Here is a 25,475-nt window from a genome sequence, read left to right on the forward strand (position 1 = left end):
CTATGAGACAGCGAAGAGATCAAGCGGAGTAAAGCGGACCGATGCGCATCCTGGTAGTCGAAGACGACGTCAACCTGAACCGGCAGCTCAGTGAGACTCTCAAAGAGGCCGGCTACGTCGTGGATCAGGCGTTCGACGGCGAGGAAGGACACTTCCTCGGCGACACCGAGCCCTACGACGCGATTATCCTCGACATCGGCCTTCCTGAATTGGACGGCGTGAGCGTGCTGGAGAAGTGGCGCGGCGCCGGCCGCGGCATGCCGGTACTGATCCTGACCGCGCGCGATCGCTGGAGCGACAAGGTCGCCGGAATCGACGCCGGCGCCGACGACTACGTCACCAAGCCGTTCCACGTGGAAGAGGTGCTTGCGCGCATCCGCGCCCTGATCCGCCGCGCCGCCGGTCATTCCTCGTCGGAGATCGTCTGCGGCCCGGTGCGCCTCGACACCAAGACCTCGAAAGCCGTGGTCAACGGCGTGACGCTCAAGCTGACGTCGCATGAATACCGCCTTCTGGCCTACCTGATGCATCACATGGGCGAGGTGGTATCGCGCACCGAACTCGTGGAGCACATGTACGACCAGGATTTCGATCGCGATTCCAACACGATCGAGGTATTCGTCGGCCGCTTGCGCAAGAAGATGGGTGTTGATTTGATCGAAACGGTGCGCGGTCTGGGTTACCGCATCCAAGCGCCGACCAATGCGAATTAAGTCTCTCACTGCACGCGTTCTGCTTCTCACCACGATCTGGTCGACCGTGGCCCTGGTGGTCATCGGTCTCCTGATCTCGACGCTCTATCGCAAGAGCGCCGAACGCGGCTTTCAGGACCTGCTGCGGGCACAGCTTTATAACGTCATCAATTCGGTTGCGATCGGCGATCAGGGTTCCCTGAGCGGCAGTCCTCAGCTCGGCGACCTCAGGTTCGCTCAGCCGAAGACCGGCTGGTATTGGGTCGTCGAACCGCTTGGCACCTATACCGCGCCGCCGCTGGTGTCGCCGTCGCTGGGATCGGCGACGATCCCGGTTCCATCCGTTCTCGAGGCGCCTTTCGACAAGAACTACGAGCGCTACTATCAGGTAACGGACGCCTCCGGAAACCGCATCCAGGTCGCGGAAACCGAAGTCGTGCTCGACACGGACGGCAGGGCGGCGCGTTTTCGCGTCACCGGCAACGTCGATGTCGTCGAAGACGACGTCCGCAATTTCTCCCATAGCCTCTATCTGGCGCTTGCCGGCTTTGGTGTGGGCAGCCTGATCGTCAACGCGCTGGCCATTCTCTATGGCCTCAAGCCGCTGGATAAGGCGCGCGCCGCGTTGGAGCGCATCCGTGCCGGCGAGAGCGAGCAGCTGAAGGGAGCGTTTCCCCGTGAAATCCTGCCGCTCGCCAACGAGGTGAACGCGCTGATCGACAGCAATCGGCGCATCGTCGAGCGCGCGCGCATGCAGGTCGGAAATCTCGCCCATTCGCTGAAGACGCCGATTGCCGTGTTGCTCAACGAGGCCCGGGTGCTGGAGCGGTCGCACGGCGATCTGGTGCGCAGCCAGGCGGAGGCCATGCAGGGGCAGGTGCAGTCCTATCTGAACCGCGCGCGCATCGCAGCGCAGCGTGAATCCGTTCTGGCGCGCACCGATGCCGAGCCGGCGATGGAGCGGCTGGTTCGCGTCATGCGTCGCCTGAACGTGGACAAGGAATTCGAGCTCTCGGTCTCGCCACAGCACATTGCCGTCGCGATGGAGCAGCAGGATCTGGAAGAGGTCGTGGGCAATCTCCTGGAGAATGCAGCCCGTTTTGCCGCAGGCAAGGTTCGCCTGTCGGTGGCCGAGACCCATGACGAGGTCAAGGGAGCCGAAGCCAGCGCACGCCGCCATTGGGTCGAGTTGGTCGTCGAGGACGACGGACCCGGCCTGGAACCCGATCAGATCCGGGAGGCACTGAAGCGCGGGCGGCGGCTGGATGAAAGCAAGCCTGGGACCGGCCTTGGACTTTCGATCGTGACCGAGATCTCCAATGAATACCAGGGCAGGCTCGAGCTCTCCCGCGGGGATTGGGGCGGCCTCAAGGCACGCCTTATTCTTCCGGGCGTGACAAAGGATGTTGCGTGAGGAACTGCTTGATGCCACAACGACATAGGCACTTGCATAGCATGCTTTGCCTTAAAGACGACAAGGCGCCATGCGCCTGTGGCGGCGTGATGACACCTGATTCGGGTTCGACTGAATGATGCTCCGTTCAAAAGGCATGATTGTTTCTTCGCTTCTGGCAGCCGTAGCGCTGTCGGGGTGCCAGACAACCAAGGGTGGCGCTTCGGCTGGCCTTTTCGGCACCGGCAAGCCATCTGCATCCGTGTCGATCATCGCCGACCTGCAGGGCGGTATCGTTGGCCGGGCGGGCGTGACGCTCAGCGACAGCGATCGCCAGCGGGCCCTCGAGGCCGAATATCGGGCACTGGAAGGTGCCGCCGTCGGGCAGCCGGTCGTCTGGAGCGGACGCAACGTCAGCGGCAAGGTGGTGGCGGCTGCGCCCTATCAGGTCGGCTCGCAGAACTGTCGCCAGTATACCCATACGCTCACCGTCGAGGGCAAGGACACCGTCGCGCGCGGGTCGGCTTGCCGCAACGACAACGGCAGCTGGACGCCGCTCGGTTAGCCGTCTCGGGCGTGCTTGCTGAGGTCATTCCATCGAGAATTGCGGCCAAACGCCTCAAATTGCCGTCATCACGGCTTTGCTTGTTGGAATGGAACCGCGCTTCTAGTATTGGGCGGTGATGATTTTCTGGATTCTCCTGGCTGTTATGACGGCGGCTGTTGCCGCAATCCTGCTTTATCCGCTTCTGCGTGGAGCGAGGGCGGCCGACGATCGTCGCGCCGGCGAGGCTGCCGTCTACCGCGACCAGCTGCGCGAACTCGACCGTGACCTTGCCGGAGGACTGATTTCGGCAGGCGAGGCAGACTATGCGCGCGCCGAAATCGGCCGACGCCTTATTGCCGTCTCGAACGCAGCGCCGGCGAAGAATCCAAAGACGGCGGGTGATCGCCGCCTTGCCGAGGCCTTCGTTCTCCTGTTGCTTCCTGTCCTCGGGCTCTGTCTTTACACGCTGATGGGCAGGCCGGATCTGCCTTCCCAGCCGCTGGAAGCCCGGTACGACAACCCCGGCAACGATATGGGCATCCTGATTGCCAAGGCCGAGCGTCACCTCGCGCAGAACCCCGAAGACGGCAAGGGGTGGGACGTTCTCGCGCCGATCTATGTCAGCACCATGCGCGTCGCGGACGCGGAGATGGCCTATCGCAACGCGATCCGATTGCTCGGCCCGAGCGCCGTACGGCTGGACGGTCTTGCCGAGACGCTGATGGCAAAATCGAGCGGCATCGTGACCGATGATGCGCGCCAGATCCTGGAGCGATCGCTGCAATTGGAGCCGGACAATCCACGCGCCCGGTTCTATGTTGCTCTTAGCATGGAACAGGCGGGAAAGGCGGATGACGCCCGCGCGGCTTTCGAAGCGATCGCGCGGCAATCGCCTGCCGATGCGCCGTGGGTGCCGCTCGTCAACGAACACATTGCAAAGAACGGCGGCTCGTCTTCGCAGGCTACCGCAGCCGCGCAGCCGCCCGGCAATCCGACGCAGTCCGATGTCGCCGCGGCCGAACAGATGAACACCGGCGACCGGCAGCAGATGATCAAGGGCATGGTCGAAAATCTGGATGCCAAGCTTACCGAAAACCCCGACAATTTCGAAGGCTGGTTGCGGCTCGTCCGTTCCTATACCGTATTGAACGACAAGGATCGTGCGGCGGATGCTCTGAAGCGCGGGCTCGCCGCATTCCCCGCCAACGGCGAGAAGGGCAAGAAGTTGCTGGCGCTGGCGCGGGATCTCGGCCTTGCGACGGAAGGAACAGCCGAATGACGCGCAAGCAAAAGCGCCTGGCGGTGATTGGCGGCGGCGTGAGTTTCATCGTTGCCGCGGTTCTGCTTGTCATGTTCGCCTTCGGCCAGTCGGTCGCCTATTTCTACATGCCGGCCGATCTTGCCAAGAATCCGGTGCCGCCTGGAACGCGCATCCGGCTCGGCGGCCTTGTCGGTGACGGAAGCGTCGTCCGAGGCGTGGGATCGACTGTGCAGTTTGCAGTGACCGATGCGACAGGCGACCTCGTCCAGGTCCGCTATACCGGCATCCTTCCAGATCTCTTTCGCGAGGGGCAGGGCGTGGTGACGGAAGGCCGTTTCGAGGCGGGCAGCAACGTCTTCACCGCCGACACCGTGCTTGCCAAGCACGACGAAAAGTACATGCCCAAGGAAGTCGCCGACAGGTTGAAGTCGCAAGGGCTGTGGAAAGAGGGAGAGGCGCCGCAATGATCATCGAGGTCGGGCACTACGCGCTCATTCTGGCGCTGGCGACGGCCATCGTCGTCTCTCTTGTACCGGTCATCGGCGCGCGGCGCCTCGATCAGGCGATGATGGACGTGGCGCCGATCGGCTCGATCGTCATGTTCGGGCTGGTGGCTTTGTCTTTCAGCGCGCTCACCTATGCGCATGTGGCTTCGGATTTTTCCGTCGCCAACGTCTGGGAAAACTCCCACTCGCTGGTGCCGCTGATCTACAAATACTCCGGCGTCTGGGGCAATCACGAAGGTTCGATGATGCTGTGGCTGCTGATCCTGGCCTTGTTCAGCGCGCTTGTCGCCGCCTTCGGCCGCAATCTGCCGGATACGTTGAAGGCAAATGTGCTGGCGGTGCAGGCCTGGATTTCCGTCGCCTTTATTCTCTTCATTCTACTCACATCCAATCCGTTCATGCGTCTGGATCCGGCGCCCGCGGAAGGCAAGGATTTGAACCCCGTCCTGCAGGACATCGGCCTCGCGATCCATCCGCCGTTGCTCTACCTCGGCTACGTCGGCTTTTCGGTGTGCTTTTCCTTTGCTGTCGCGGCGCTTCTCGAGGGACGTATCGATGCCGCCTGGGCGCGATGGGTGAGGCCCTGGACTCTTGCGGCCTGGACCTTTCTGACGCTCGGCATCGCCATGGGCTCCTACTGGGCCTACTACGAGCTTGGCTGGGGCGGCTGGTGGTTCTGGGACCCGGTCGAGAATGCCTCCTTCATGCCCTGGCTCGCAGGCACGGCACTGCTGCACTCTGCGCTGGTGATGGAAAAACGCGAGGCGCTGAAGATCTGGACCGTGCTGCTGGCCATCCTGACCTTCTCTCTGTCGCTGATGGGCACCTTCCTGGTCCGCTCAGGCGTTTTGACCTCCGTGCACGCCTTCGCCAGCGACCCTTCGCGCGGCGTCTTCATCCTCTGCATCCTGCTGCTCTTCATCGGCGGTGCGCTCTCGCTTTTCGCCTTCCGCGCCCCGCGGCTCACCGCAGGTGGCCTGTTCGCGCCGATCTCCCGCGAGGGCGCGCTGGTGGTCAACAACCTGATCCTGACGGTTGCCTGCGGCACCGTCCTTACCGGAACGCTTTATCCGCTGCTGCTTGAAACGCTGACCGGCGACAAGATCTCGGTCGGCCCACCCTTCTTCAACATGACCTTTGGTCTTCTCATGGCGCCCTTGCTGGTCATTGTTCCCTTCGGGCCGTTGTTGGCCTGGAAGCGCGGCGACCTGCTGGGCGCGCTTCAGCGGCTCTACCTCGCGGCTGCCTTGGCCTTCGTTGCCGCGGTCGTGTTTTTCTATATCGAACACGGCGGGCCGGTGCTCTCCGTGCTCGGGCTTGCCGCCAGTCTGTTTCTGGTCTTCGGCGCCATTGCCGATCTCTGGTATCGCGCCGGCGTCGGCAAAGTCGCTGCCGGCGTTGCCTGGCGCCGGCTTGCCGGCCTTCCGCGCTCGGCCTTCGGGACAGCGCTTGCGCATGGCGGTCTCGGTGTCGCCGTGCTCGGCATTGTTGCCGTGACGACGTTCGAGACGGAGCACGTCGTACAGATGAAGCAGGGGGAAGTCGTCGAGGCCGGCGGCTACGCGCTGCGTTTCGACGGCATGAAGTCGGCGGTCGGACCGAATTTCACTGAGGAACGCGGTCACTTTACCATCGCCAGGGGCGGCGTCGACATCGCCGATGTCTGGTCTGCCAAGCGTCTCTATACCGCGCGCCAGATGCCGACGACCGAGGCCGGCATTCTGACCTTTGGCCTTAGCCAGCTCTACGTCTCGCTCGGCGATGCGACAGACGATGGCGGTATCGTGGTCCGAATCTGGTGGAAGCCTTTCATCCTTTGTATCTGGGGAGGCGCGGTGTTGATGGCGATCGGCGGATTTGTGTCGCTGAGCGACCGGCGCCTGCGCGTTGGCGCGCCGCGTCGCAAGGCAAGGCCTGCGCGTCCCGCAATGGAGCCGGCAGAATGATGCGCCGCCTTCTTCTGGCTGTTGCTCTGGTGCTCGCAGCCGCCCCGGCGTTCGCCGTCAATCCCGACGAGGTGCTCGCCGATCCGGCGCTTGAGACCCGTGCCCGTGCCATTTCTGCCGAGCTCCGCTGCATGGTCTGCCAGAATCAGTCGATCGACGATTCGAATGCCGAACTCGCCAAGGATCTGCGGCTGCTGGTCCGCCAGCGGATTGCCGATGGGGACAGCGACGAGCAGGTAATGAACTACATCGTTTCCCGCTATGGCGAGTTCGTTCTGCTGAAACCGCGGTTCGAGGCGAAGACACTCCTGCTCTGGAGCGCACCGGTTCTGCTGATCGCGCTCGGCGGCATCTCACTTGTCGTCTTCGCCCGGCGGCGCGCCGGCAAGCCGACAGGCACGGCGCTGACGGAAGGCGAAGAAGCGCGACTGAACGAACTGCTCAAGAAGTAGTGTCAGCGGCTCCGGTGCAGGCGCTGGCGCAGAAGAGACACGACGAACCACGCGGTAAATGCCAGGACTACGCTGCCGGCGGCAATCGGGCCGGCCGCCGGAGAATAGATATCCATCGCTGCCCCGACCGTCGTTGAGCCCGCCGCACTTCCGACCGCGTAGGCAAGCGCAAACGCGGCGCTCCCGGCGACGAGCGTATCGCCGGCGTATCGCTCCCCGAGGATCGTCAGCGCGCAGGTGTAGAGCGAAAAGCTCGCCGCGCCCATGATGCCGAAGGCGATCAGGATGGCTGCCTGAGACTGCAGAAACGGGATGGCGATGAAGCTCAGCCCGGCGAGGCAGCCGGAACATACGGCGACACCGGATCGCGACGTCTTGTCGAGAAACCAGCCGACGACGGGCTGCGCAAGGGCAGTCGGAAGCGCGAGGACGGTAACGCTGACCGCGGCAAAGGCCTCCGAATAGCCGAGCCTGACAAAATAGACGGGCATCGCCGAAATTGCCGCGATGTCGGCAAAAGCGAACGCGGCGACCATGCCGATCAATATCGGCGCGCTTCGGATGAACTTGAAAAGCGCACCCGAGACCGCCTGCTCGGGCTGCGTGCGTGCTCGTCTGCTGAGGATGACCGTCAGGAATGCGACGCAGGCGACATAGACGGCAAGCAACGCGAACGCAAAGCCTTGTTCCGTTCCAAACAGCGGGATGGCGAGCGGCCCGGCCGCGAAGCCGCCGCACATTCCGGCGCCGTAAAGACCGGAAATCCGACCGCGCAGGCGATCGGGACAGGCGGTGTTGAGCCAGGCCTCGCTCAGCATGAAGATCAGGCTGACGCATACGCCAAGACAGAAGCGTGCGATGCACCAGATCCAGAAATTGTCGAAGCTTGCGAAAACAGAAAGGCTGAGCGCGCAGCCCACAAGGCCGGCAACGATCAGCCGGTCGCCCCGCACAAGCCGCGAAAGCCATCCGACAGCAAATGTGGCGGTTGCGAGCCCGGCGGCGAAGCACCCGGCGTTGAAACCGATCAGGCTTGGAGAAACGTTGCGATGCTCGAGAACCAGCGAAATCAGCGGATAGGTGAGCCCCTGCGCCACGGCAAAGGCGGTGACACCGATGATCACGGCGGCGATCGCGGCCTTGTCCGGCGCAAAATCGTCTACCGGAATTGCATGTGTCATCGGTTGGCCCCATTCGCGTTGCGGACCGACGAATACCGGTTGGGCGCTTCGAAGTCGAGAGCGGGCGGAGTTGCTGTCAGGGGCTCGTCATTTTGGACATTACGAATTTTTCATCGCCCGGACAGTTCGTAGTAAGGTGTGCCGTCCTATATCTTCATTCATCAACGGATACGGTAATCGCCGATCCCGCCGATGCAAAGATAGAGAAGGTGCCCCTTATGCTCAAGAATATCAAAACCCCGTCGCTCAATACCGCCCTCAAGGCCTCGACCGTCGCGGGTCTTGCCGCTGCGGTGCTGGCTACCGGTATTCCCCTCGAAATCACACGCTCCTACGCTGAAGCCGTGAAGGTTCAGGCTCCATCCGTTCCGAGCTTCGCAAATGTGGTCGACGCCGTCTCTCCCGCGGTTGTCTCGGTCCGCGTCGAAAGCCGCATCAGCCCTGTTTCCGACGAAGACGGCGGCAACGGCTTCTCGTTCGACTTCAATGGCCGCGGCCTTGACGATCTTCCCGATGCATTGAAGCCATTCTTCCGCCAGTTCGGCGAGCAGGGTCCGCAAGGCCCGCAGGGTCATCGCGGTCCGTCCGGCAAGCATTCCGGTCCGGATGGCAAGGGCCGCCTGCGCCCGGTCGCTCAGGGCTCCGGCTTCTTCATTTCCGATGACGGCTACATCGTCACCAACAATCACGTCGTATCCGACGGCGCTGCTTTCGTTGCAGTCATGAGCGATGGTACAGAGCTCGATGCCAAGCTGATCGGCAAGGACCCGCGCACCGATCTCGCGGTTCTGAAGGTTGACGGCAAGGGTCGCAAGTTCACCTACGTGAACTGGGCCGATGACAACAACGTCCGCGTCGGTGACTGGGTCGTCGCCGTCGGCAACCCCTTCGGCCTCGGCGGCACAGTGACGGCGGGCATCGTCTCGGCTCGTGGCCGCGATATCGGCTCCGGCCCGTATGACGACTACCTGCAGGTCGACGCTGCGGTCAACCGCGGCAACTCGGGCGGCCCGACCTTCAACCTCGCAGGCGAAGTTGTCGGCATCAACACCGCGATCTTCTCGCCGTCGGGCGGCAGCGTGGGCATCGCCTTCGCAATTCCGGCTTCGACCGCCAAGGATGTCGTTGCCGACCTGATGAAGGATGGAACGGTATCGCGTGGCTGGCTTGGTGTTCAGATCCAGCCGGTGACCAAGGATATCGCCGACTCGCTCGGCCTTTCCGAAGCCAGCGGTGCGCTTGTCGTGGCGCCGCAGGAAGGCTCGCCCGGCCAGAAGGCTGGCATGAAGGCCGGTGACGTCGTGACCGCGCTCAATGGCGAGACGGTCAAGGATGCCCGCGACCTCAGCCGCCGCATCGGTGCGATGCAGCCGGGCAAGAAGGTCGAGCTCTCCGTCTGGCGCGCCGGCAAGGCCCAGCCTCTGTCCGTCGAACTCGGCACTCTCCCGGCCGATCAGAAGGAAGCCTCGGCTGATGACAGCGATCAGGCACCGGAAGCGCAGACCCCTGCGTCGGAAAAGGCGCTGGCCGATCTCGGCCTGACGGTTGGTCCCTCCGATGACGGCAAGGGCCTGCAGATCACCGGCATCGACCCGAACTCCGACGCTGCCGACAAGGGCATCAAGGAAGGCGAGAAGATCACCTCGGTCAACAACCAGGAGATCACCTCTGCCGCTGACGTCGTCAAGGTGCTGAACCAGGCGAAGAAGGACGGTCGCACCCGCGCACTGTTCCAGATCCAGTCGAAGGACGGCAGCCGCTTCGTGGCACTTCCGGTCGACAACCAGGGCTGATCCGGCCAGACCAAGGACTGGAGCCGCGCTGTCGCGCGGCTCCTTTTTGTCAATCCACCATGGGTGACGGCAATGACCTCCACGCAAAACGATACAGCTTTGAGCCTTGCCGAAACACAGGCGGCGGGTAATGTCGGCCGCATGAAGATTCTCATTATCGAAGACGATCTGGAAGCCGCGGTTTACCTCACAAAGGCGTTTCGGGAGGCGGGGATTGTCGTCGACCACGCAAGCGACGGTGAAAGCGGGCTCTTTATGGGCACCGAAAATACCTACGACGTTATCGTGATCGACAGGATGCTGCCGCGCCGCGATGGCCTCTCCGTCATCAGCGAATTGCGCCGCAAGGGCATTCACACGCCTGTTCTCATTCTGTCTGCCCTCGGGCAAGTGGACGATCGCGTCACCGGCCTTCGCGCCGGCGGCGACGATTACCTGCCCAAGCCCTATGCCTTCAGCGAGCTGCTTGCCCGCGTCGAAGTGCTCGGTCGCCGCAAGGGCACGCCCGATCAGGATGTCGTCTACCGCGTCGGCGATCTGGAACTCGACCGCCTTGCCCACGAAGTCCGCCGGGGCGGAAAGGAAATTCCGCTGCAGCCGCGGGAGTTTCGCCTGCTGGAATACCTGATGAAAAATGCCGGACAGGTCGTTACCCGCACCATGCTGCTGGAAAACGTCTGGGACTATCACTTCGATCCGCAAACGAATGTCATCGACGTGCATGTTTCGCGCCTGCGCTCGAAAATCGAGAAGGACTTCAGCCAGCCTTTGCTGAAGACCATTCGCGGTGCGGGTTACATGATCAAGGATGACGGATGAGCCGCTTCTGGGTTCTCTTCAAGTCCACCGCAGTCCGCCTGTCGGCACTCTACATCCTGCTTTTTGCCATCTGCGCCGCCACGCTGGTCTTTTATGTGACGGCGATGTCCGAGCGCCTGTTGACGAGCCAGATTCGCGAGTCCGTGCAACAGGAAGTCGACCAGGTCGGGCGCGCCTACGACGCCGGCGGCATGAACCTGCTGCTGCGCACCATGGAGCGTCGCGCGCGCCAGCCGGGTGCCAATCTCTACATCATAGCCGGCCCGTCCGGTGACATCCTTGCCGGCAACGTCGCTTCCGTGCAGCCGGGCGTCCTGGACGAGGAAGGCTGGACATCGCTGCCGTTCAGGTATCAGCGCTATGCCGAGGGCGACCAGGGCAAGCGGCATATGGCCGTCGCCAACATCGATGTTCTCGACAACGGGCTGCGGATTCTGATCGGCCGGGATCTCGGGGAACCGGAAGCTTTCCGGGTGCTTGTCAGGCAGGCGTTGATGATCGCTCTGGCGATCATGGGGCTTGGCGCGGTCATCATCTGGTTCGGAATCGGCCGCAATGCCCTGAAGCGGATCGATCGCATGTCGGCCGCCAGCAAGAAGATCATGGCCGGCGACCTCTCGCAGCGCCTTCCCGTCGGCGGATCCGGGGATGAGTTCGACCGTCTCTCGGTTTCGCTGAATGCCATGCTCGGGCGCATCGAAAAGCTGAACGAGGGATTGCGCCAGGTCTCGGACAACATCGCCCACGATCTGAAAACGCCCCTGACACGGCTGCGCAACAAGGCAGCCGACGCCCTCGATACCCCGGACACGGAAACGCGCCGCCTTGCGCTCGAGGGGATCATCTCGGAATCCGACCAGTTGATCCGGACCTTCAACGCCTTGCTGATGATCTCGCGCGTGGAGGCCGGATCGGTCGCTGCCGAAATGTCGACCGTCGATCTTTCGGCGATCGTTGCCGATAGCGCCGAGCTCTACGAACCTGTTGCGGAAGAAGCGGGGCTTGCCCTGACCTCGTCGATCGAGCCCGGGATCGCGGTACAGGGCAACCGGGAGCTGATCGGACAGGCGATCTTCAATCTGATCGACAATGCCATCAAGTATTCCTCGGATGCCGACGGCGGCGGAGAGGTCTCTCTGCGCCTCGATCGTCGAGCCGACGGCATTTGCCTTCAGGTTGCCGATCGCGGCCCAGGCATTCCTGCGGAAAAACGAGAGGAAGTGCTGAGACGTTTCGTGCGCCTCGACGAAAGCCGCTCGAAGCCGGGAACCGGCCTCGGCCTGTCGCTCGTGGAGGCCGTCATGGAACTGCACAACGGCAGGCTGGAGCTTTCCGACACTGTTGCCGACGGCGGCGACGTCAGGAACCGCGGTCTTGCTGTCACGATGATCTTTCCCGTGAAGTAGGCGTTTCCCGATGTCGGTGCCGCGTTGCGAACCGGCATCGCGTGAATTGGCTGTTGGCCAATGCGGCCCTACACCCTAACTTAGCCTGCAATTGTCGAAGCAAGCCTGATTCTGCTTCGGCTCTTTCGCTGCTGCTTGCCAGGGAGGGCGCATGCTGACGAAATCGAAGCACAGCCTCAAGGACGTGGCCGACGGCCTGCTGAAGCCGTTGAGCAAGACCGAGTTGAAGCTTGCGCTGAGCGATCTCCAGAAAATCGGCAAGACGGAAGCTGCGGTCGGTGAACTCCTCAATGCCGAGGGACCGTTTCGTGATTTCATCACCGCCGCGCTGACGCTGTCGCCTTACCTGCGCGACATCGCAAATATCGATCCGAGCATCTTGTGCGCGGCGATCGTCGACCCGCTGGAGCCGCAGATAGAGACGCTGATTGCCCAGGCTAGAGACGCCTGGAGACCGGCGGGTGACGGCGTGCCGCCGTCCGAAGCGGAAGTGATGAGCCGCCTGCGCATCGCCAAACGCAAGATGGCGTTCCTTGTCGCGCTTGCCGATCTCGCCCGCATTTTCGACGCCCGGGCGACCACGGCGTGGCTGAGCCGTCTTGCCGAAGCATCGGTTGCCGCGGCGATCGATCACCTCCTGCTCGCCGCACACGAGAGCCGCAAGCTTCGTTTGAAGGACATTGCGCGGCCAAGCGAGGGATCGGGGCTGATCGTCATCGGCATGGGCAAGCTCGGCGCCTCCGAGCTCAACTATTCCTCCGATATCGACGTGGTCGTTTTCTTCGATGAGCAGGCCGGCATCCTTCCGGATCCGGAGGATGCGATCGACGTGTTTCCGCGCCTGATGAGACGCCTGGTCAGGATCATGCAGGAGCGCACGGCGGACGGCTATGTGTTCAGGACGGACCTCCGACTGCGGCCGGATCCGGGATCGACGCCGCTTGCGATCTCGGTCGACGCGGCCATGATCTACTACGAGGGCAGGGGGCAGAACTGGGAGCGGGCTGCCTTCATCAAGGCCCGGGCGGTCGCCGGCGACATCCCCGCGGGCGAGGAGTTTCTGCGAGGCCTGGTGCCGTTCGTCTTTCGCAAGTATCTCGACTACGCCGCGATTGCCGACATCCACTCCATCAAGCGCCAGATCCATGCTCACAAGGGACACGGTGCCATTGCCGTCAAGGGCCACAATGTAAAACTCGGGCGCGGCGGAATTCGCGAGATCGAGTTCTTCGCGCAGACGCAGCAACTGATCGCCGGCGGCCGCATGCCGGTGCTTCGCTCGCGCAGCACGGAGGAAACGCTGGCGGAGCTCACCAGGGCAAAGTGGATCGACGAGGAAACGCGCGACGAGCTGACCGAGGCCTACTGGTTTCTCCGTGATGTCGAGCACCGAATCCAGATGGTTCGCGACGAGCAGACGCATCTCCTTCCGGAGACGGAGGCCGACCTGAAGCGGATCGCCTTCATGATGGGGTTCAGCGATACGCCGAGTTTTTCCGAGCGGTTGGTCGAGGTCTTCAGGACCGTCGAGCGTCGCTACGCCCGTTTGTTCGAACAGGAAACCAGGCTTTCCACCGAGACCGGCAACCTCGTCTTCACCGGCCAGAACGACGATCCGGATACGCTGAATACGCTGAAGAAGATGGGCTTCGAGCGGCCGTCGGACATATCGCGCGTCATCCGCACCTGGCACTACGGGAGATACAAGGCGACACAATCCGTGGAAGCGCGCGAGAGGCTGACGGAACTGACGCCGCAACTGCTGAGGGTCTTCGGCGAGAGCAAGCGCGCGGATGAAGCGATCCTTCGGTTCGACAGCTTTATTTCCGGCCTTCCTGCCGGCATTCAGCTTTTTTCGCTTCTCGGCAGCAACCCGGCTCTGCTGTCCCTGATCGTCAACATCATGTCGGCAGCGCCGAAGCTTGCGGAGGTGATCGCTGCAAAGCCGCATGTGTTCGACGGGATGCTCGACCCCGGCCTGATGGCGGAACTCCCGACCCGCGACTATCTTGCGGAGCGGCTGCGGGGATCGCTGCAGCAGGCGCGCTATTACGAGGAGATCCTCGACCGTCTGCGCATCTTCGCGTCCGAGCAACGTTTCCTGATCGGCATCCGTCTGTTGACGGGCACCATAAACGGTGCAATGGCCGCACGCGCCTTCACTCATCTGGCAGATCTGATCATCGAGGCAGCGCTCAAAGCGGTGATTGGGGAAATAGAAGCGGTTCACGGCACGTTTCCCGGTGGCCGCGTTGCTGTCGCAGGCATGGGCAAGCTCGGCAGCTTCGAGCTGACCGCGGGCTCCGACGTCGACGTCATTCTTCTTTACGACTATGAGGAGACGGCGGGCGAATCCGATGGTGCCAAGCCGCTCGATGCCGTTCGCTATTTCACGCGCATCACCCAGCGCCTGATCGCCGCTCTTTCCGCGCCGACTGGAGAGGGCGTGCTGTACGAGGTCGACCTGCGCTTGCGCCCCTCCGGAAACAAGGGACCGGTTGCCACCCGCATCAGTTCATTCGGCAAATATCAGCGCGAGGAAGCCTGGACCTGGGAACACATGGCGCTCAGCCGGGCCCGTTTGATCTGCGGCGACGGCAGTCTGGTTGCGGAAGCGGAGCATATTGTTGGGGAAGTGCTTTCGAAGTCGCGGGAGATCGACAAGGTGGCACACGATGTCGCCGAGATGCGCGAGCTGATCGAAAAGGAAAAGCCGCCTGCGGGCCTGTGGGATCTGAAACTCATTCCCGGCGGCGTGATCGACATCGAATTCATCGCGCAATTTCTCGCGCTGATCGGCCCGGCAAAGGGCGTCGACGCAAAGGTCAACGGCCTGAACACGGGTGAGGCGCTGAAGCTGCTCGGCGGGAGGCTGATGACGGCGGCGGACGTCGATACCTGTATCGAGGGCTTCGCGCTCTACACCGAGCTGTCGCAACTGATCCGGCTTTGCATCGACGGGATGTTCGATCCCAAGGATGCGCCCGCCGGGCTGATCGATCTCGTCTGCCGTGCTGGCGACTGCCCCGACATCAAGACGCTCGAGGGAGAGGTAAAGCGGCTTTCCAAGGCAGTTCGGAAAGTGTTCCTGTCCGTCGTCAGGACTTAGCGGCCGCTGTCGGGGATCCGCAGTGATATGACGGTGCCGATCGCCTCGCGCGAGCGGATCTTCATCTGTCCGCCATGCAGGCTTGTCAGCGAGCGGGAGATCGCCAGGCCGAGCCCCGAACCGCCCTTGCTCTTGGCATACTGGCTCTGGACTTGCTCGAAGGGCTGGCCGATCTTGCTGAGGGCTGCGCCCGGAATGCCGATGCCGGTATCGGCGATGGTCAGAACGACACCGCCGTTCGTCCGGCGGGTGCGTACGGCAATGCGGCCGCCCTCATTGGTAAACTTGACGGCATTCGAAAGCAGGTTCAGCAGGATCTGTTTCATCGCGCGGCGGTCGGCCATCAGGGCCATGCCGTCGCAGAGACGCTGTTCGATCCGAATGTTCTTCTCGCTGGCGGGGATCGCCGTGAAGCGAAGGCTTTCCTCGATCAGCGGTGCGAGGTCGATCTTTTCGCAATGAAGCTTCATGTGGCCGGCTTCGATCTTCGACATGTCGAGAATGTCGTTGATCACGTTCAGCAGGTGCTTGCCGCTGTCGTGGATGTCGCGGGCGTACTCGTCGTACTTTGCCGAACCGAGCGGCCCGAACATCTCATCCTGGAGGATTTCCGAGAAGCCGAGGATCGCATTGAGCGGCGTACGCAGTTCATGAGACATATTGGCGAGAAATTCGGATTTTGCCCTGTTGGCAGCCTCGGCCCGCTCTTTCTCCGCCTGGTAGTTGGAGTTCGCGACCGAAAGCGCCGCCTTCTGGCTTTCCAGCGTATGCCTGGAGGCGGAGAGGTCGCCGATCGTGGCCATCAGGCGCCGCTCGGAGTCGCGCAGACGCTCCTGGTTGCGCTTCAGCAGAGTAATGTCGGTGCCCACCGAAACCATGCCGCCGTCGCGCGTGCGCCGCTCGTTGATCTGCAGCCAGCGCTCGTCGGCAAGCTGCACTTCCGTCGTGCGCGAGTATCCGGATCCGTCGGCGTCGGCGATGCGTCGCTCGATGACGGGACGGGCGGCTGCAGCGTTGACGGCCGCGCGCTCCGTTCCGGGGACCAGAATGCTGTCGGGTAGGCCGTATGCCTGCTGGAAGTGGGCGTTGCACATGACCAGCCGGTCATTCTTGTCCCAGAGGACGAATGCTTCCGACGTGCACTCGATGGCGTCGGCAAGCCGCTGGTCGGCTTCCGCATAACGCTGTGCGAGACGGTGCTGCTCGGTCACATCCATCGCGATGCCGATCATGTGGACGCGGCCTGCATTGGTTCGAATGACCTGGGCTCGCGCCCGCATCCAGACATAGTGGCCGCCTGCGTGGCGCATGCGAAAAATCTGGTCGATCTGCTCGGAATCGCCGCGTGCAATCGAACGCGCGATTTCGTAGATGCCGCCGTCATCCGGATGCATCAGCCGCGCAGCGTCGCCGAAGCACATATTGCCTTCCGAAGTGGGAAGGCCGAGCATCTCGTACATCGAGCGGGACCAGAAGAATTCGCGACGGTCGAAATCAAAATCCCATAGACCGCAGCGGCCGCGCGAAAGGGCCGTCTCGACGCGCAGGTTGGATTCGAGAAAGATCTCGTCCGCGTCGCGGGCGCGTTTCACCTGCGTGTAGTAGGCGTAGAGGACGACGAGCAGGATCGAGGAAATGCCGGCAAAGAGCGTAACGTTGAGCGTCACCTCCTCGCGCCAGAGCTTGTCGATGCGGTCGAGGGACGTTGCGGCAACGACATAGCCGCCGGCACTGCCGACAAGCGTGATTTCGGCGTAGTGCGGACGGCCGCTGATTGTCGTCTCGATAACGCCGGCGCGGTCACCGAAACGCCGAATGGTTGAGACCTCAGAAAAGAAGTCGCCGACGCTCGCGCCGATGTAGTTGGCGCCGGCTGCCGTCGCAGCAAAGACCTTGCCGGTGGGCTGCACAAGCAGGACGAAGGCGTCGTCGTCGAGGCGATCCTGGGGCAGGAAGCGCGCCAGGCGGGACTGCGCCGCGGCGACATCGCCTGCCTCGAACGCTGCACCGGACTCGGCGAAAGCGGCGGCCGCAGTCGCCGCGGCAAGCGCCGTGGAATGTCGGGCGGCAGCTTCCATCCGGCTGTACTCGGACATCATGCCGAAGAAGTGGGAGGCTGCGACCACCGCGAGAAAGGCGACGATCAGCATCGGGATGGCGCGCTTGAGCGTTGTCTCGGCATGAACGAAATTGCGGGAGCGCATCTGAGAGGGCGCTGAACTGCTGTTGGCGAAGGTATCCCGCCAGGAGCGGACGCCTTCGAAATCGACACGCAGCCGCCCTTCGGCCACGGTTGCCCGCCGCACGTTCATCATCGTTTGAGCCTTGATCCCTCGTGTGATTCGCTGCGCCGCTCGCCCGAACCTGACTCAATGAATCACTGGTGATTCGCGTTGTCCAGAGGAAAAGGTAAAAATCTGTTAACCGATTCTAAGTGCTTATTTTTCCCGAGCGTTCTGGAAGCGGCTTGCGATCGCATAGCCGCTCTCCTTCGCAAATCACCCCTTGAGCGTGCGTTCGACGATATCGCGAACGTCCGTGGAAAGGCCCGCGGTCCGCTCGATTTCCGCCAGAGCCTTGCGGGCATGTTCGGCACGGATAGGCTCCAATGAACGCCACGAACGCATCGACGTGAGGATGCGCGCTGCCAACTGAGGGTTGCGGCCGTCGATGTCGAGTATCTCGCGTGCAAGGAATCGGTATCCCTCGCCGTCCGCGCGCCCGAAGCCCGTCGGGTTGGCAAAGGCAAACGTCCCGACGAGGGCGCGAACGCGATTGGGATTGGTTCGCTTGAAGAGCGGATTGTCCAGCAGCGCGAGCACGCGGTCGAGCGTCGCCGCTCCCGGGATGGTCGCCTGGACGGAGAACCACTTGTCGACCACCAGCGGGTTTTCGGAATAGCGGGCGAGAAACGTCGCCAGGGCCTCGGTCGCTTCATTGCTGTCGGGGAACCGATGGGCAAGGACCGTCAGTGCCTGCATCAGGTCTGTCATGTTGTTTGCTGCATCGAATGCGGTCTTGGCCCGCACGGGCGCATTTTCCGCATGGGAGAGATAGCCGAGTGCCGCGTTGCGCAACGCACGGCGACCCGCACTCTTGGCATCCGGGCTGAACGCGCCTGGTGTCGTCATGGTCTCCAGAAGCGCGGCGAAAATCTCTTTCCCGGCGGCTGCAACCTGCTGCATTACCGCCTGGCGACCGGCATGAATGGCGTCCGGATCGTTGTTGCTGCCGAGTTCGCGTGCGATGTCGGCTTCGCTCGGCAACGCCAGCGCCTGGGCGCGGAAGGCCGGCTCGAGGGTTTCGTCGGAGGCCGCGGCAAGAAGAGCGTCGATGAAGGTTCGCTCGGCCACGACTGTTTTTCCGGCGCCTGCATCGCGTGCCGCACCCAAAAGAGTCGGCAAAGCCAGGTCCGTAAGCGCCTGCCAGCGAGCGAAATGATCTGTCTCATGACGGGCCAGCAAAGCGAGATCCGCCGGCGTCTGATCGAAGTGCAGGTTGACGGGCGCCGAGAAGCTGCGGTTGATCGACACGACGGGGCGCGACGCAATGCCATCGAATACGGCCGTCTGCGTCCGCTGGGTGAGATGCAGCACATTGCCGGTGTACTCGGCCCCCGTGACGGACACAGGCTGAAGCGCCGAGCCATCCTCAGCAAACAGCGCGACGCTGAGCGGAATGTGCATCGCCTTCTTGTCGCTTTGCCCCGGCGTCGACGGGATCATCTGTTCGAGCGCAAGGCTGAAGGTTTTCCCCGCAGCGTCGTAGGTCCCGGAGGCGGTGACGAGCGGTGTCCCGGCCTGGTGATACCAGAGCGAGAACTGCGCGAGGTCGCGTCCGCTCGCATCCTCGAAGCATCTGACGAAATCCTCGATCGTTACGGCTTGGCCGTCATGGCGATCGAAGTAGAGGTCCATCCCTTTCTTGAACGTCTCCTTGCCGAGCAGCGTCGCGATCATCCGCGTGACTTCGCTGCCCTTCTCGTAGACGGTCGTCGTATAGAAGTTGTTGATTTCCCGATACGTCGTCGGACGCACGGGGTGGGCGAGCGGGCCGCCGTCTTCGGGGAACTGTTCCGATTTCAGGTGCCGGACCTCGGCAATGCGCTTGACCGGCCGCGACCGTTGGTCGGCGGAGAATTCATGGTCGCGATAGACCGTCAGGCCTTCCTTGAGGCAAAGCTGGAACCAGTCGCGGCAGGTGATGCGGTTTCCGGTCCAGTTGTGAAAATACTCGTGCGCGATGATCGCCTCGATGTTGGCGTAGTCTGCATCGGTCGCGGTTTCCGGATCGGCGAGGACGTATTTGTCGTTGAAGACGTTGAGGCCCTTGTTCTCCATGGCGCCCATGTTGAAGTCGGAGACGGCGACGACCATGAAAATATCGAGGTCGTATTCTCGGCCGAAGGTTTCCTCGTCCCACGCCATCGAGCGCTTCAGGGCATCCATCGCATAGCCCGCGCGGGGCTCCTTGCCGTGCTCGACATAGATCTTCAGTGCCACATCCCGACCGGACATCGTCGTGAAGCTGTCCTCGATGACGCCGAGATCGCCGGCCACCAGCGCAAAAAGGTAGCTCGGCTTAGGATGCGGATCGAACCAGGCCGCAAAATGCTTGCCTTCACCATAGCCGGCACCGCCGAGGAAGTTGCCGTTCGACAGCAGCAGCGGATTCGCCGCCTTGTCGGCAATGATGTTGACCGTGTAGGGCGCCAGGACATCCGGCCGGTCGAGAAAATAGGTGATGCGGCGGAAGCCCTCCGCCTCGCACTGCGTGCAATAGATCCCGCCGGTGCGGTAGAGACCCATCAGCTGCGTATTCGCTTCCGGATTGATGATCGTCGTGATCGTCAGCTCAAAAGGGCCGGTCTCCGGCAGGTCTCGGATCGTCAGGCTTTCCGGCGTCGCTGTATATTGGTTGGCGGGCATGTCCGACTGGTCGAAAAGCAGACCGGAAAGCGCGAGTTCGTCGCCGTCGAGGATCAGCGGAGCCTTTGTGTCAGCGCCTTCGCGGCGATGGAAGATCAGGCGCGATTCGACTTTTGTTTCCGTGGGATCGAGTTCGAACGTCAGGTCCACACGCTCCAGAACGAAGTCGGTGGGGCGGTAGTCTGCCAGATTGATGACCTGGCCGGTATCTGTGCGCATGGTGTTCCCTGAAGACCTTAAGACATTGCTTCGCAAACAGAGTTGGGCGCTCTGCCGTAAAATTTGAGGGTATAATTACATCAAAGTCTGAACCAAAGCTAAAGCGAACCGCCACCTGGTCAAGTTTTAGGTGGGGCCGGATGTCGGAGATACTTGAGGCATTCTGTTTCTACTATCCCAGATTGAGGGCAGCCATTTCTGCATTAAACTCAGTGCCCCCGGATGGCGGGTGGGAGTGGGCCAAAGCGGCAACTCCCTCTCGATTTCTAGATTTTTGCCCTGTTCTTTGGAAGAAACCGCTGCCACAGTCGTAACGCGTCGAGTCTGATGCGTTCTCCCACCCTAATTGCCAATGCAGAGCTTGTGACATGCAGCCGGTTCCCGGAAATCCGATGAGGGGTATTGCGCTAAAAGTCGCCTCTGTCGTCGTCTTTCTCGCAATGCAGACATTCATCAAGCTGGCCGGCAGCGATATTCAACCAGGGCAGGTGACCTTCTGCCGGTCTTTCTTCGCGCTCTTTCCCATCATGGCGTACCTGGCCTACCGCGGCCAGCTGCGCTCTTCGTTCCATACGGCCAATCCGGTGGGGCATCTGAAGCGCGGCACGCTCGGGATCGTTTCGATGGGCCTTGGCTTTTATGGTCTGCTCCATCTGCCGTTGCCGGAGGCGATCGCTCTTGGCTATGCGACCCCGCTGGTCGCTGTGGTCTTTGCTGCGATTTTTCTCGGCGAGACCGTTCGGATCTATCGCTGGAGCGCGGTCATCGTGGGCATTGTCGGCGTTTCGATTGTGTCCTGGCCCAAGCTCACCCTTTTCCGCGACGGGGGCGGTGAAACCGATCAGGCGATCGGCGCCATCGCAGTCTTGCTGTCATCGGTTCTTGGCGGCATGGCGATGATCCAGGTGCGCCGGCTTGTCGAGGAGGAGAAGACCTCGACGATCGTTCTGTATTTCTCGATCACCGCATCGTTGTTCTCGCTGGCGACGTTGCCCTTTGGCTGGGATTTTCTCGACCTCGCACCACAGATATGTTTGATCGCCGCCGGCTTTTGCGGCGGCGTTGCGCAGATTCTGCTGACTGAGAGCTATCGACATGCCGATGTCTCGACGATTGCGCCATTCGAATACACGTCGATCGTGCTGGGCGGTATTTTGGCCTACTTCGTGTTCGGTGACATCCCGACCCTCAGCATGCTGGTCGGCACGGCTATCATCGTCGCTGCCGGTATATTCATCATATATCGCGAGCATCGGCTGCAAATGGAGCGGCGGTCCTCGCGCGGGGCCGGCTAGCGGTATGAGACGCGGCGTTCAATCTATCCTCCTGATTGTATCGGAATCGCTACTTTCGCACAGATAGAATAAAACCCGCAGAATTGAAGGCTGGTATCTTGGCCTGCACCGTGGTTTCTGGATATGAGATTATTTCATTTATTCGCATGGCTGCATATTAGGAATAGGCCGCGTTCTTGGGCTATCGTATGCGCGATTGATGCCCATCGGGTGCGAAGTCCGGGAGAGAAATGCCGTTAAGTGCTGAAAACCTTGTCGCGGATCCGAGATTCATGCTGGGCATCCGTTTCCACGCAGGCCGTATGCGCAGCATGTTCGATGCGGGACCCAGGCTCGCACGGCTGCTGGCCTCGCAACAACGCTGGTTGTTGACCCAGATGGCTTACGCGCTGAGCATGGAACGCGATCCGGCGGATTCTTCCTCAGGCCTGACGGCGGTCCGGTTGACGAGCGAGATTACCGCTCTGAAGGTCGCAAGCCGCAACACCGTGCTGAGCTTTGTCGACGAACTCTTCACCTATCGCTTCATCGTGTGTGAGCCGGGAGATGAGCGCAAGAGGCCGCGCCACTACGAGCCTTCCGATATCAGTCATCAGGCGATGTTCGGCTGGTTGTGGTCCAATCTTTGCGCGTTGGATATCCTCGACGGCTCCGATCGTGCCGCCCAGCTTCAGGCGCAGCCCGGCTGGATGCGCCTCATGCAGCCTCGTATCGCCCGCAATTGCGTCGGTGACCCATTGTGGCGCGAGCCACCGGAACAGATTGGTTTGTTCTTGTGGAACGATGCGGGCGGGCTGATCGTCGACCACCTGATGTCGCGAATCGATCTTGAAGAAACGAATCCCGACCGTTTCCTGATTGGCCATATAGACAGCCGTGCGCTTGCCGCCGATTTTATGATGTCACGCACCCATATGCAAAGACTGTTTGCGAAGGCGGCACAACAAGGATGCGTTGGTTGGGATACGGGCTCGAAGCGGCCGCTCTTATGGATCTCTCGCGCCTTCGTTCGAGAGTATTGCCACTGGCAAGCGATCAAGTTCGCCTACGTCGACGAAGCCTTCCACTGGGTGAGGGCTTTATCGGAGGAGCGGACCGGGAAGCAACAATGCTCCTAGCAGCGGCGTCTACGCAGCGTCCGGCGACATGTCTCGGTCGAATGATTCGGCAGCGCAGACGGCCGCACGGATATGTTCGATCGTGTTGATTTTGCAGAAAAGCGAAAGAAGACGTGTCGTCATGATCATGCCAAGTCGTATGAGGCAGGCGCGACGCCCGCCTCTTCTATCAATATTGCTGGAAATCCGCAAAGATTGCGGCAGGACGCGCAATACGCCCGCTGGCGCCCGTGCCACGAGCAACCATCTGCTCGTTGGTTGCGAAGCCGATACGGCTATAGCTTTGCGTGGTGCGGACGTGGTCGCTCGCGACGCGCAGGGTTTCAAACCCGCAGTGAATAGGACGAAAAAAAGCACTCATGGCCTTGGTTCCTTTTGATTCCTCCCAAGACACAGCGATAATATTGCAGTGCACCATGAATTTTTCAACGCATAAGAATACGCAACTGGTATGCGTCATTCGCATGGGTTATTTCATAAATCGTTCATGATTGGCTATTTTTAATGCAGGCTAGAGGGCCGCGATCTTTTCTCTAAACGCCAGAAGGTCGTTCCATGCCAAGCGTTTGTTGATCGGGGCGGTCAGAAGATCCTGCGGATGCAGCGTTGCGATCGCCGGAATAGTCTGCCCACCGGCCGCAACGTCGTGCCACCGGCCGCGGAGCCCGTGGATCGTGTCGCTGTCACCGAAAAACACGCGCGCTGCGAAATTTCCCAACAGGAGAATCGCTTTCGGCTCTGCCAGCGCGATTTGCCGATCGATGAAGGGGCGGCAGATATCCATTTCGGCAGAAGACGCGACCCGATTGCCGGGGGGGCGCCAGGGGATGACCTGAGTGAGCAGGATGCCATTGCGGTCGAGCCCGATCGCTGCAAGCATCTTGTCCAGCAACTGGCCTGGTCTTCCTGCGAAGGGCTGGCCTTCGCGGTCGTCTTCGGCGCCCGGCGACGAACCGATGATCATGATCCCGCTTCCTGCGTCGCCGCTGGCGAAGATGGTCGAGCGGGCGCTGTGTTTCAGGTTGCAGCCGTTGAACGCTTCGATGGCGGTCTTCAGTTCCGTCAGCGACCGGGCACCTTCGGCGACAAAACGTGCCTGTTGGACCGCTTCGCCATCCGGAATTGCAGGTTGCGGTCTTTGGACGGACCGGTCGGGCTGCGACGCGCCGCGTTGCTGCGCTTGCGGTGAGGGGCGGGACGACGGCTGACGGTTCTCTCCGGCCTGCGGGGCAGCGGCGGCAGTGCGCCTTGCCGCCTTCATCGCCTCGAACTCGGCAAACCGATCGATGGCCTCGTCCTCCAACAGCCACTCGACGCCTGCCTCTGCATGAAAGTGCAGAAGCGCGGCAAGTTCGCCCGGGGAGAGGTCATTGACGGAGATCATGCGCGCGACTTTACCGAAGCCGCACCATCAATGAAAGAGCGACGGGGCGCACAAGCGACCTATTGCACCGTCCATTGCGCAATGTCGTCGCGTTCTCCGATCAGAGCCAGGCCATGCGCGATCGACAGCAGTTCTCCACCCGTCTCGATGCGCCCGGAATCGAAGCGCTCGGTAAAGATCCGGCGAACGGCCGGCACGAAAGAGGTGCCGCCGGTGAGGAAGACTTTGTCGATGGCTGTCGATGCCGTGTTCGTCTTCTCCAGAACATCGTCAAGCGCGCCCTCGATCCGCGCCAGGTCGTCGGCAATCCAGGTGTCGAAGTCCGCGCGACGCACCGTGCGATGGCCCCCGCGCCCCAGCGGTCCGAAGTCGAAGGCAGCTTCATCGGCAGAGGAGAGTGCCATCTTGGTTGCGGAGACCGCCTGGTAGAGCGGATAACCCTCGTCGTGGTCGACGAGATCGATGAAGGTCTCGAGCTTCTCCGGTTCCAGGGCCGTTCGCACCAGCTTCTTCAAGTCTTCGAACTCGCGCGACGTCTTGAAGATGGACAGCTGGTTCCAGCGGCCGAAGCTCGAATAGTAGTTGCTGGGAACCTCAAGAATCTTGTCGAAACTTTTGAAATGACTCCCTTTGCCGATCTGCGGCGCAACGATGTTGTCGATGATGCGATAGTCGAAGTGGTCGCCGGCGACGCCGACACCCGAATGACCGATGGGCGTTGCGGTCAGCTTTCCCGCGACCGTCTCGAAACGGATCAGCGAATAGTCGGTCGTGCCGCCTCCGAAGTCGGCAACCAGCACTGTTGCGTCCGTCTTCAGGTTTTGCGCAAAGAAGAAAGCGGCAGCCACCGGCTCGTAGACATAGTGGATTTCGGGAAAGCCGAAGCGGGAGAGCGCCTCGTTGTAGCGCTCGGTCGCCAGTGCGGGATCGGGGTTGGCGCCGGCAAAATGTACCGGCCGCCCTGCGACGATCCGTTGGACGTCCGACGGCCAGTTGTTGCCCGCATAGGTTCGCAGGCGCTGAACGAACACCTCCATCAGGTCCTCGAAGGTATGGCGCTTGGCGTAGATCAAGGTGCCCTGGAAGAGGGCGCTGGCGGCAAAGGTCTTGATGGACTGCAGGAAGCGGCAATCGCCGGGATTGTCGATGAACTGCCGGATAGCCGCATGGCCAGCCTCGACCTTGAGGGCCGACGTGCGGAGTCGGCCGTCCTTCATGAACGAGAGTGCGGTGCGCATGCTGTCGGAAGTGCCTGCCGCGCTGGTGAACGCCATGGAATGGGTCGTCTCGCCATCCGCCGTGGCAAGCACCGTGTTCGTCGTGCCAAAGTCTAAACCCAGCGCCTGAGCCATGCCAGCACCTCTTGTTGCAGATTGTTGTCTGAGACTGGAGCATCTGCTCCGCCGGGGGCGCGGGTCGGCGCCCG

The 25,475-nt window shown here is 61.8% G+C and carries 19 protein-coding genes; 13 read left to right on the top strand and 6 right to left on the bottom strand.

The genetic code is table 11. From position 1 onward, the window contains the following. Nucleotides 1-41: 41 nt before the first annotated feature. The 7 genes from ASC97_RS03395 (at nucleotide 42) to ASC97_RS03425 (ending at nucleotide 6,797) form a co-directional block, all read left to right on the top strand. A complete protein-coding gene (locus ASC97_RS03395) occupies nucleotides 42-713 on the top strand; it encodes a response regulator transcription factor (protein WP_057466910.1) in 672 nt (223 codons plus the stop codon). Next, nucleotides 703-2,106, top strand: coding sequence for an ATP-binding protein (locus ASC97_RS03400; RefSeq protein WP_057466911.1), 1,404 nt, complete (start codon nucleotides 703-705; stop codon nucleotides 2,104-2,106). Before ASC97_RS03395 ends, ASC97_RS03400 begins: the two co-directional genes overlap by 11 nt. A gap of 115 nt (nucleotides 2,107-2,221) precedes the next feature. Beyond that, nucleotides 2,222-2,650, top strand: coding sequence for a hypothetical protein (locus tag ASC97_RS03405; RefSeq protein WP_057466912.1), 429 nt, complete (start codon nucleotides 2,222-2,224; stop codon nucleotides 2,648-2,650). Between the two features lie 118 nt (nucleotides 2,651-2,768). After that, nucleotides 2,769-3,911, top strand: coding sequence for a c-type cytochrome biogenesis protein CcmI (ccmI, locus tag ASC97_RS03410; RefSeq protein WP_057466913.1), 1,143 nt, complete (start codon nucleotides 2,769-2,771; stop codon nucleotides 3,909-3,911). Continuing rightward, on the top strand, nucleotides 3,908-4,360 hold the full coding sequence (gene ccmE / locus ASC97_RS03415) for a cytochrome c maturation protein CcmE (RefSeq protein ID WP_057466914.1): 453 nt from the start codon (nucleotides 3,908-3,910) through the stop codon (nucleotides 4,358-4,360). Before ccmI ends, ccmE begins: the two co-directional genes overlap by 4 nt. Then, complete coding sequence (locus ASC97_RS03420) at nucleotides 4,357-6,345, top strand: heme lyase CcmF/NrfE family subunit (RefSeq protein WP_057466915.1); 1,989 nt, start codon at nucleotides 4,357-4,359, stop codon at nucleotides 6,343-6,345. Before ccmE ends, ASC97_RS03420 begins: the two co-directional genes overlap by 4 nt. Next, entirely contained in the window at nucleotides 6,342-6,797 is a 456-nt protein-coding gene (locus tag ASC97_RS03425; RefSeq protein WP_057466916.1) for a cytochrome c-type biogenesis protein, read from the top strand. Before ASC97_RS03420 ends, ASC97_RS03425 begins: the two co-directional genes overlap by 4 nt. Nucleotides 6,798-6,799: 2 nt before the next feature. On the opposite strand, the gene ASC97_RS03430 is transcribed toward ASC97_RS03425, so the two are convergent. Further along, a complete protein-coding gene (locus tag ASC97_RS03430; protein ID WP_057466917.1) occupies nucleotides 6,800-7,978 on the bottom strand; it encodes an MFS transporter in 1,179 nt (392 codons plus the stop codon). 218 nt (nucleotides 7,979-8,196) lie between these two features. Here ASC97_RS03430 and ASC97_RS03435 point away from each other — a divergent pair, with 218 nt between their 5' ends. The 4 genes from ASC97_RS03435 (at nucleotide 8,197) to ASC97_RS03450 (ending at nucleotide 15,105) form a co-directional block, all read left to right on the top strand. Further along, complete coding sequence (locus ASC97_RS03435; protein ID WP_057466918.1) at nucleotides 8,197-9,771, top strand: Do family serine endopeptidase; 1,575 nt, start codon at nucleotides 8,197-8,199, stop codon at nucleotides 9,769-9,771. Nucleotides 9,772-9,912: 141 nt separating this feature from the next. Further along, complete coding sequence (locus ASC97_RS03440; RefSeq protein WP_200959434.1) at nucleotides 9,913-10,590, top strand: response regulator transcription factor; 678 nt, start codon at nucleotides 9,913-9,915, stop codon at nucleotides 10,588-10,590. After that, the gene (locus ASC97_RS03445) at nucleotides 10,587-11,996 is read left to right on the top strand and encodes a sensor histidine kinase (RefSeq protein WP_057466920.1); all 1,410 of its coding nucleotides are present in this window, start codon (nucleotides 10,587-10,589) and stop codon (nucleotides 11,994-11,996) included. The genes ASC97_RS03440 and ASC97_RS03445 overlap by 4 nt, the downstream gene beginning before the upstream one ends. Nucleotides 11,997-12,147: 151 nt before the next feature. Next, on the top strand, nucleotides 12,148-15,105 hold the full coding sequence (locus ASC97_RS03450; RefSeq protein ID WP_057466921.1) for a bifunctional [glutamine synthetase] adenylyltransferase/[glutamine synthetase]-adenylyl-L-tyrosine phosphorylase: 2,958 nt from the start codon (nucleotides 12,148-12,150) through the stop codon (nucleotides 15,103-15,105). Here ASC97_RS03450 and ASC97_RS03455 read toward each other — a convergent pair. After that, nucleotides 15,102-17,420, bottom strand: coding sequence for a PAS domain-containing sensor histidine kinase (locus ASC97_RS03455; RefSeq protein ID WP_057466922.1), 2,319 nt, complete (start codon nucleotides 17,418-17,420; stop codon nucleotides 15,102-15,104). The genes ASC97_RS03450 and ASC97_RS03455 overlap by 4 nt on opposite strands. Nucleotides 17,421-17,603: 183 nt before the next feature. Continuing rightward, nucleotides 17,604-20,252 (bottom strand): aminopeptidase N, encoded by a 2,649-nt coding sequence (gene pepN, locus ASC97_RS03460; protein WP_057466923.1) that lies wholly within the window; start codon nucleotides 20,250-20,252, stop codon nucleotides 17,604-17,606. A 368-nt stretch (nucleotides 20,253-20,620) separates the two neighbouring features. Here pepN and ASC97_RS03465 point away from each other — a divergent pair, with 368 nt between their 5' ends. Then, a complete protein-coding gene (locus tag ASC97_RS03465; protein ID WP_057466924.1) occupies nucleotides 20,621-21,547 on the top strand; it encodes a DMT family transporter in 927 nt (308 codons plus the stop codon). Between the two features lie 230 nt (nucleotides 21,548-21,777). Beyond that, nucleotides 21,778-22,665, top strand: a complete 888-nt coding sequence (locus tag ASC97_RS03470) for a hypothetical protein (RefSeq protein ID WP_057466925.1) — start codon at nucleotides 21,778-21,780, stop codon at nucleotides 22,663-22,665. A 169-nt stretch (nucleotides 22,666-22,834) separates the two neighbouring features. On the opposite strand, the gene ASC97_RS03475 is transcribed toward ASC97_RS03470, so the two are convergent. The 3 genes from ASC97_RS03475 to ASC97_RS03485 form a co-directional block, all read right to left on the bottom strand. Beyond that, complete coding sequence (locus ASC97_RS03475; protein WP_057467007.1) at nucleotides 22,835-23,026, bottom strand: hypothetical protein; 192 nt, start codon at nucleotides 23,024-23,026, stop codon at nucleotides 22,835-22,837. A gap of 150 nt (nucleotides 23,027-23,176) precedes the next feature. Further along, nucleotides 23,177-24,049 carry a uracil-DNA glycosylase gene (locus ASC97_RS03480; RefSeq protein ID WP_057466926.1) on the bottom strand — a complete coding sequence of 291 codons (873 nt, stop codon included), beginning with the start codon at nucleotides 24,047-24,049 and terminating at the stop codon, nucleotides 23,177-23,179. A 59-nt stretch (nucleotides 24,050-24,108) separates the two neighbouring features. After that, nucleotides 24,109-25,401 carry an Hsp70 family protein gene (locus tag ASC97_RS03485; protein ID WP_057466927.1) on the bottom strand — a complete coding sequence of 431 codons (1,293 nt, stop codon included), beginning with the start codon at nucleotides 25,399-25,401 and terminating at the stop codon, nucleotides 24,109-24,111. Nucleotides 25,402-25,475: the final 74 nt, after the last annotated feature.

This window comes from Rhizobium sp. Root1203 (assembly GCF_001424945.1).
Classification (GTDB): Bacteria; Pseudomonadota; Alphaproteobacteria; order Rhizobiales; family Rhizobiaceae; genus Rhizobium.

Bases quoted from the DNA above. Each gene is read 5' to 3' on its own strand.
- ASC97_RS03395 (WP_057466910.1), top strand. From the start codon at position 42: ATGCGCATCCTGGTAGTCGAAGACGACGTCAACCTGAACCGGCAGCTC.
- ASC97_RS03400 (WP_057466911.1), top strand. From the start codon at position 703: ATGCGAATTAAGTCTCTCACTGCACGCGTTCTGCTTCTCACCACGATC.
- ASC97_RS03405 (WP_057466912.1), top strand. From the start codon at position 2,222: ATGATGCTCCGTTCAAAAGGCATGATTGTTTCTTCGCTTCTGGCAGCC.
- ccmI (WP_057466913.1), top strand. From the start codon at position 2,769: ATGATTTTCTGGATTCTCCTGGCTGTTATGACGGCGGCTGTTGCCGCA.
- ccmE (WP_057466914.1), top strand. From the start codon at position 3,908: ATGACGCGCAAGCAAAAGCGCCTGGCGGTGATTGGCGGCGGCGTGAGT.
- ASC97_RS03420 (WP_057466915.1), top strand. From the start codon at position 4,357: ATGATCATCGAGGTCGGGCACTACGCGCTCATTCTGGCGCTGGCGACG.
- ASC97_RS03425 (WP_057466916.1), top strand. From the start codon at position 6,342: ATGATGCGCCGCCTTCTTCTGGCTGTTGCTCTGGTGCTCGCAGCCGCC.
- ASC97_RS03430 (WP_057466917.1), bottom strand. From the start codon at position 7,978: ATGACACATGCAATTCCGGTAGACGATTTTGCGCCGGACAAGGCCGCG.
- ASC97_RS03435 (WP_057466918.1), top strand. From the start codon at position 8,197: ATGCTCAAGAATATCAAAACCCCGTCGCTCAATACCGCCCTCAAGGCC.
- ASC97_RS03440 (WP_200959434.1), top strand. From the start codon at position 9,913: ATGAAGATTCTCATTATCGAAGACGATCTGGAAGCCGCGGTTTACCTC.
- ASC97_RS03445 (WP_057466920.1), top strand. From the start codon at position 10,587: ATGAGCCGCTTCTGGGTTCTCTTCAAGTCCACCGCAGTCCGCCTGTCG.
- ASC97_RS03450 (WP_057466921.1), top strand. From the start codon at position 12,148: ATGCTGACGAAATCGAAGCACAGCCTCAAGGACGTGGCCGACGGCCTG.
- ASC97_RS03455 (WP_057466922.1), bottom strand. From the start codon at position 17,420: ATGATGAACGTGCGGCGGGCAACCGTGGCCGAAGGGCGGCTGCGTGTC.
- pepN (WP_057466923.1), bottom strand. From the start codon at position 20,252: ATGCGCACAGATACCGGCCAGGTCATCAATCTGGCAGACTACCGCCCC.
- ASC97_RS03465 (WP_057466924.1), top strand. From the start codon at position 20,621: ATGCAGCCGGTTCCCGGAAATCCGATGAGGGGTATTGCGCTAAAAGTC.
- ASC97_RS03470 (WP_057466925.1), top strand. From the start codon at position 21,778: ATGCCGTTAAGTGCTGAAAACCTTGTCGCGGATCCGAGATTCATGCTG.
- ASC97_RS03475 (WP_057467007.1), bottom strand. From the start codon at position 23,026: ATGAGTGCTTTTTTTCGTCCTATTCACTGCGGGTTTGAAACCCTGCGC.
- ASC97_RS03480 (WP_057466926.1), bottom strand. From the start codon at position 24,049: ATGATCTCCGTCAATGACCTCTCCCCGGGCGAACTTGCCGCGCTTCTG.
- ASC97_RS03485 (WP_057466927.1), bottom strand. From the start codon at position 25,401: ATGGCTCAGGCGCTGGGTTTAGACTTTGGCACGACGAACACGGTGCTT.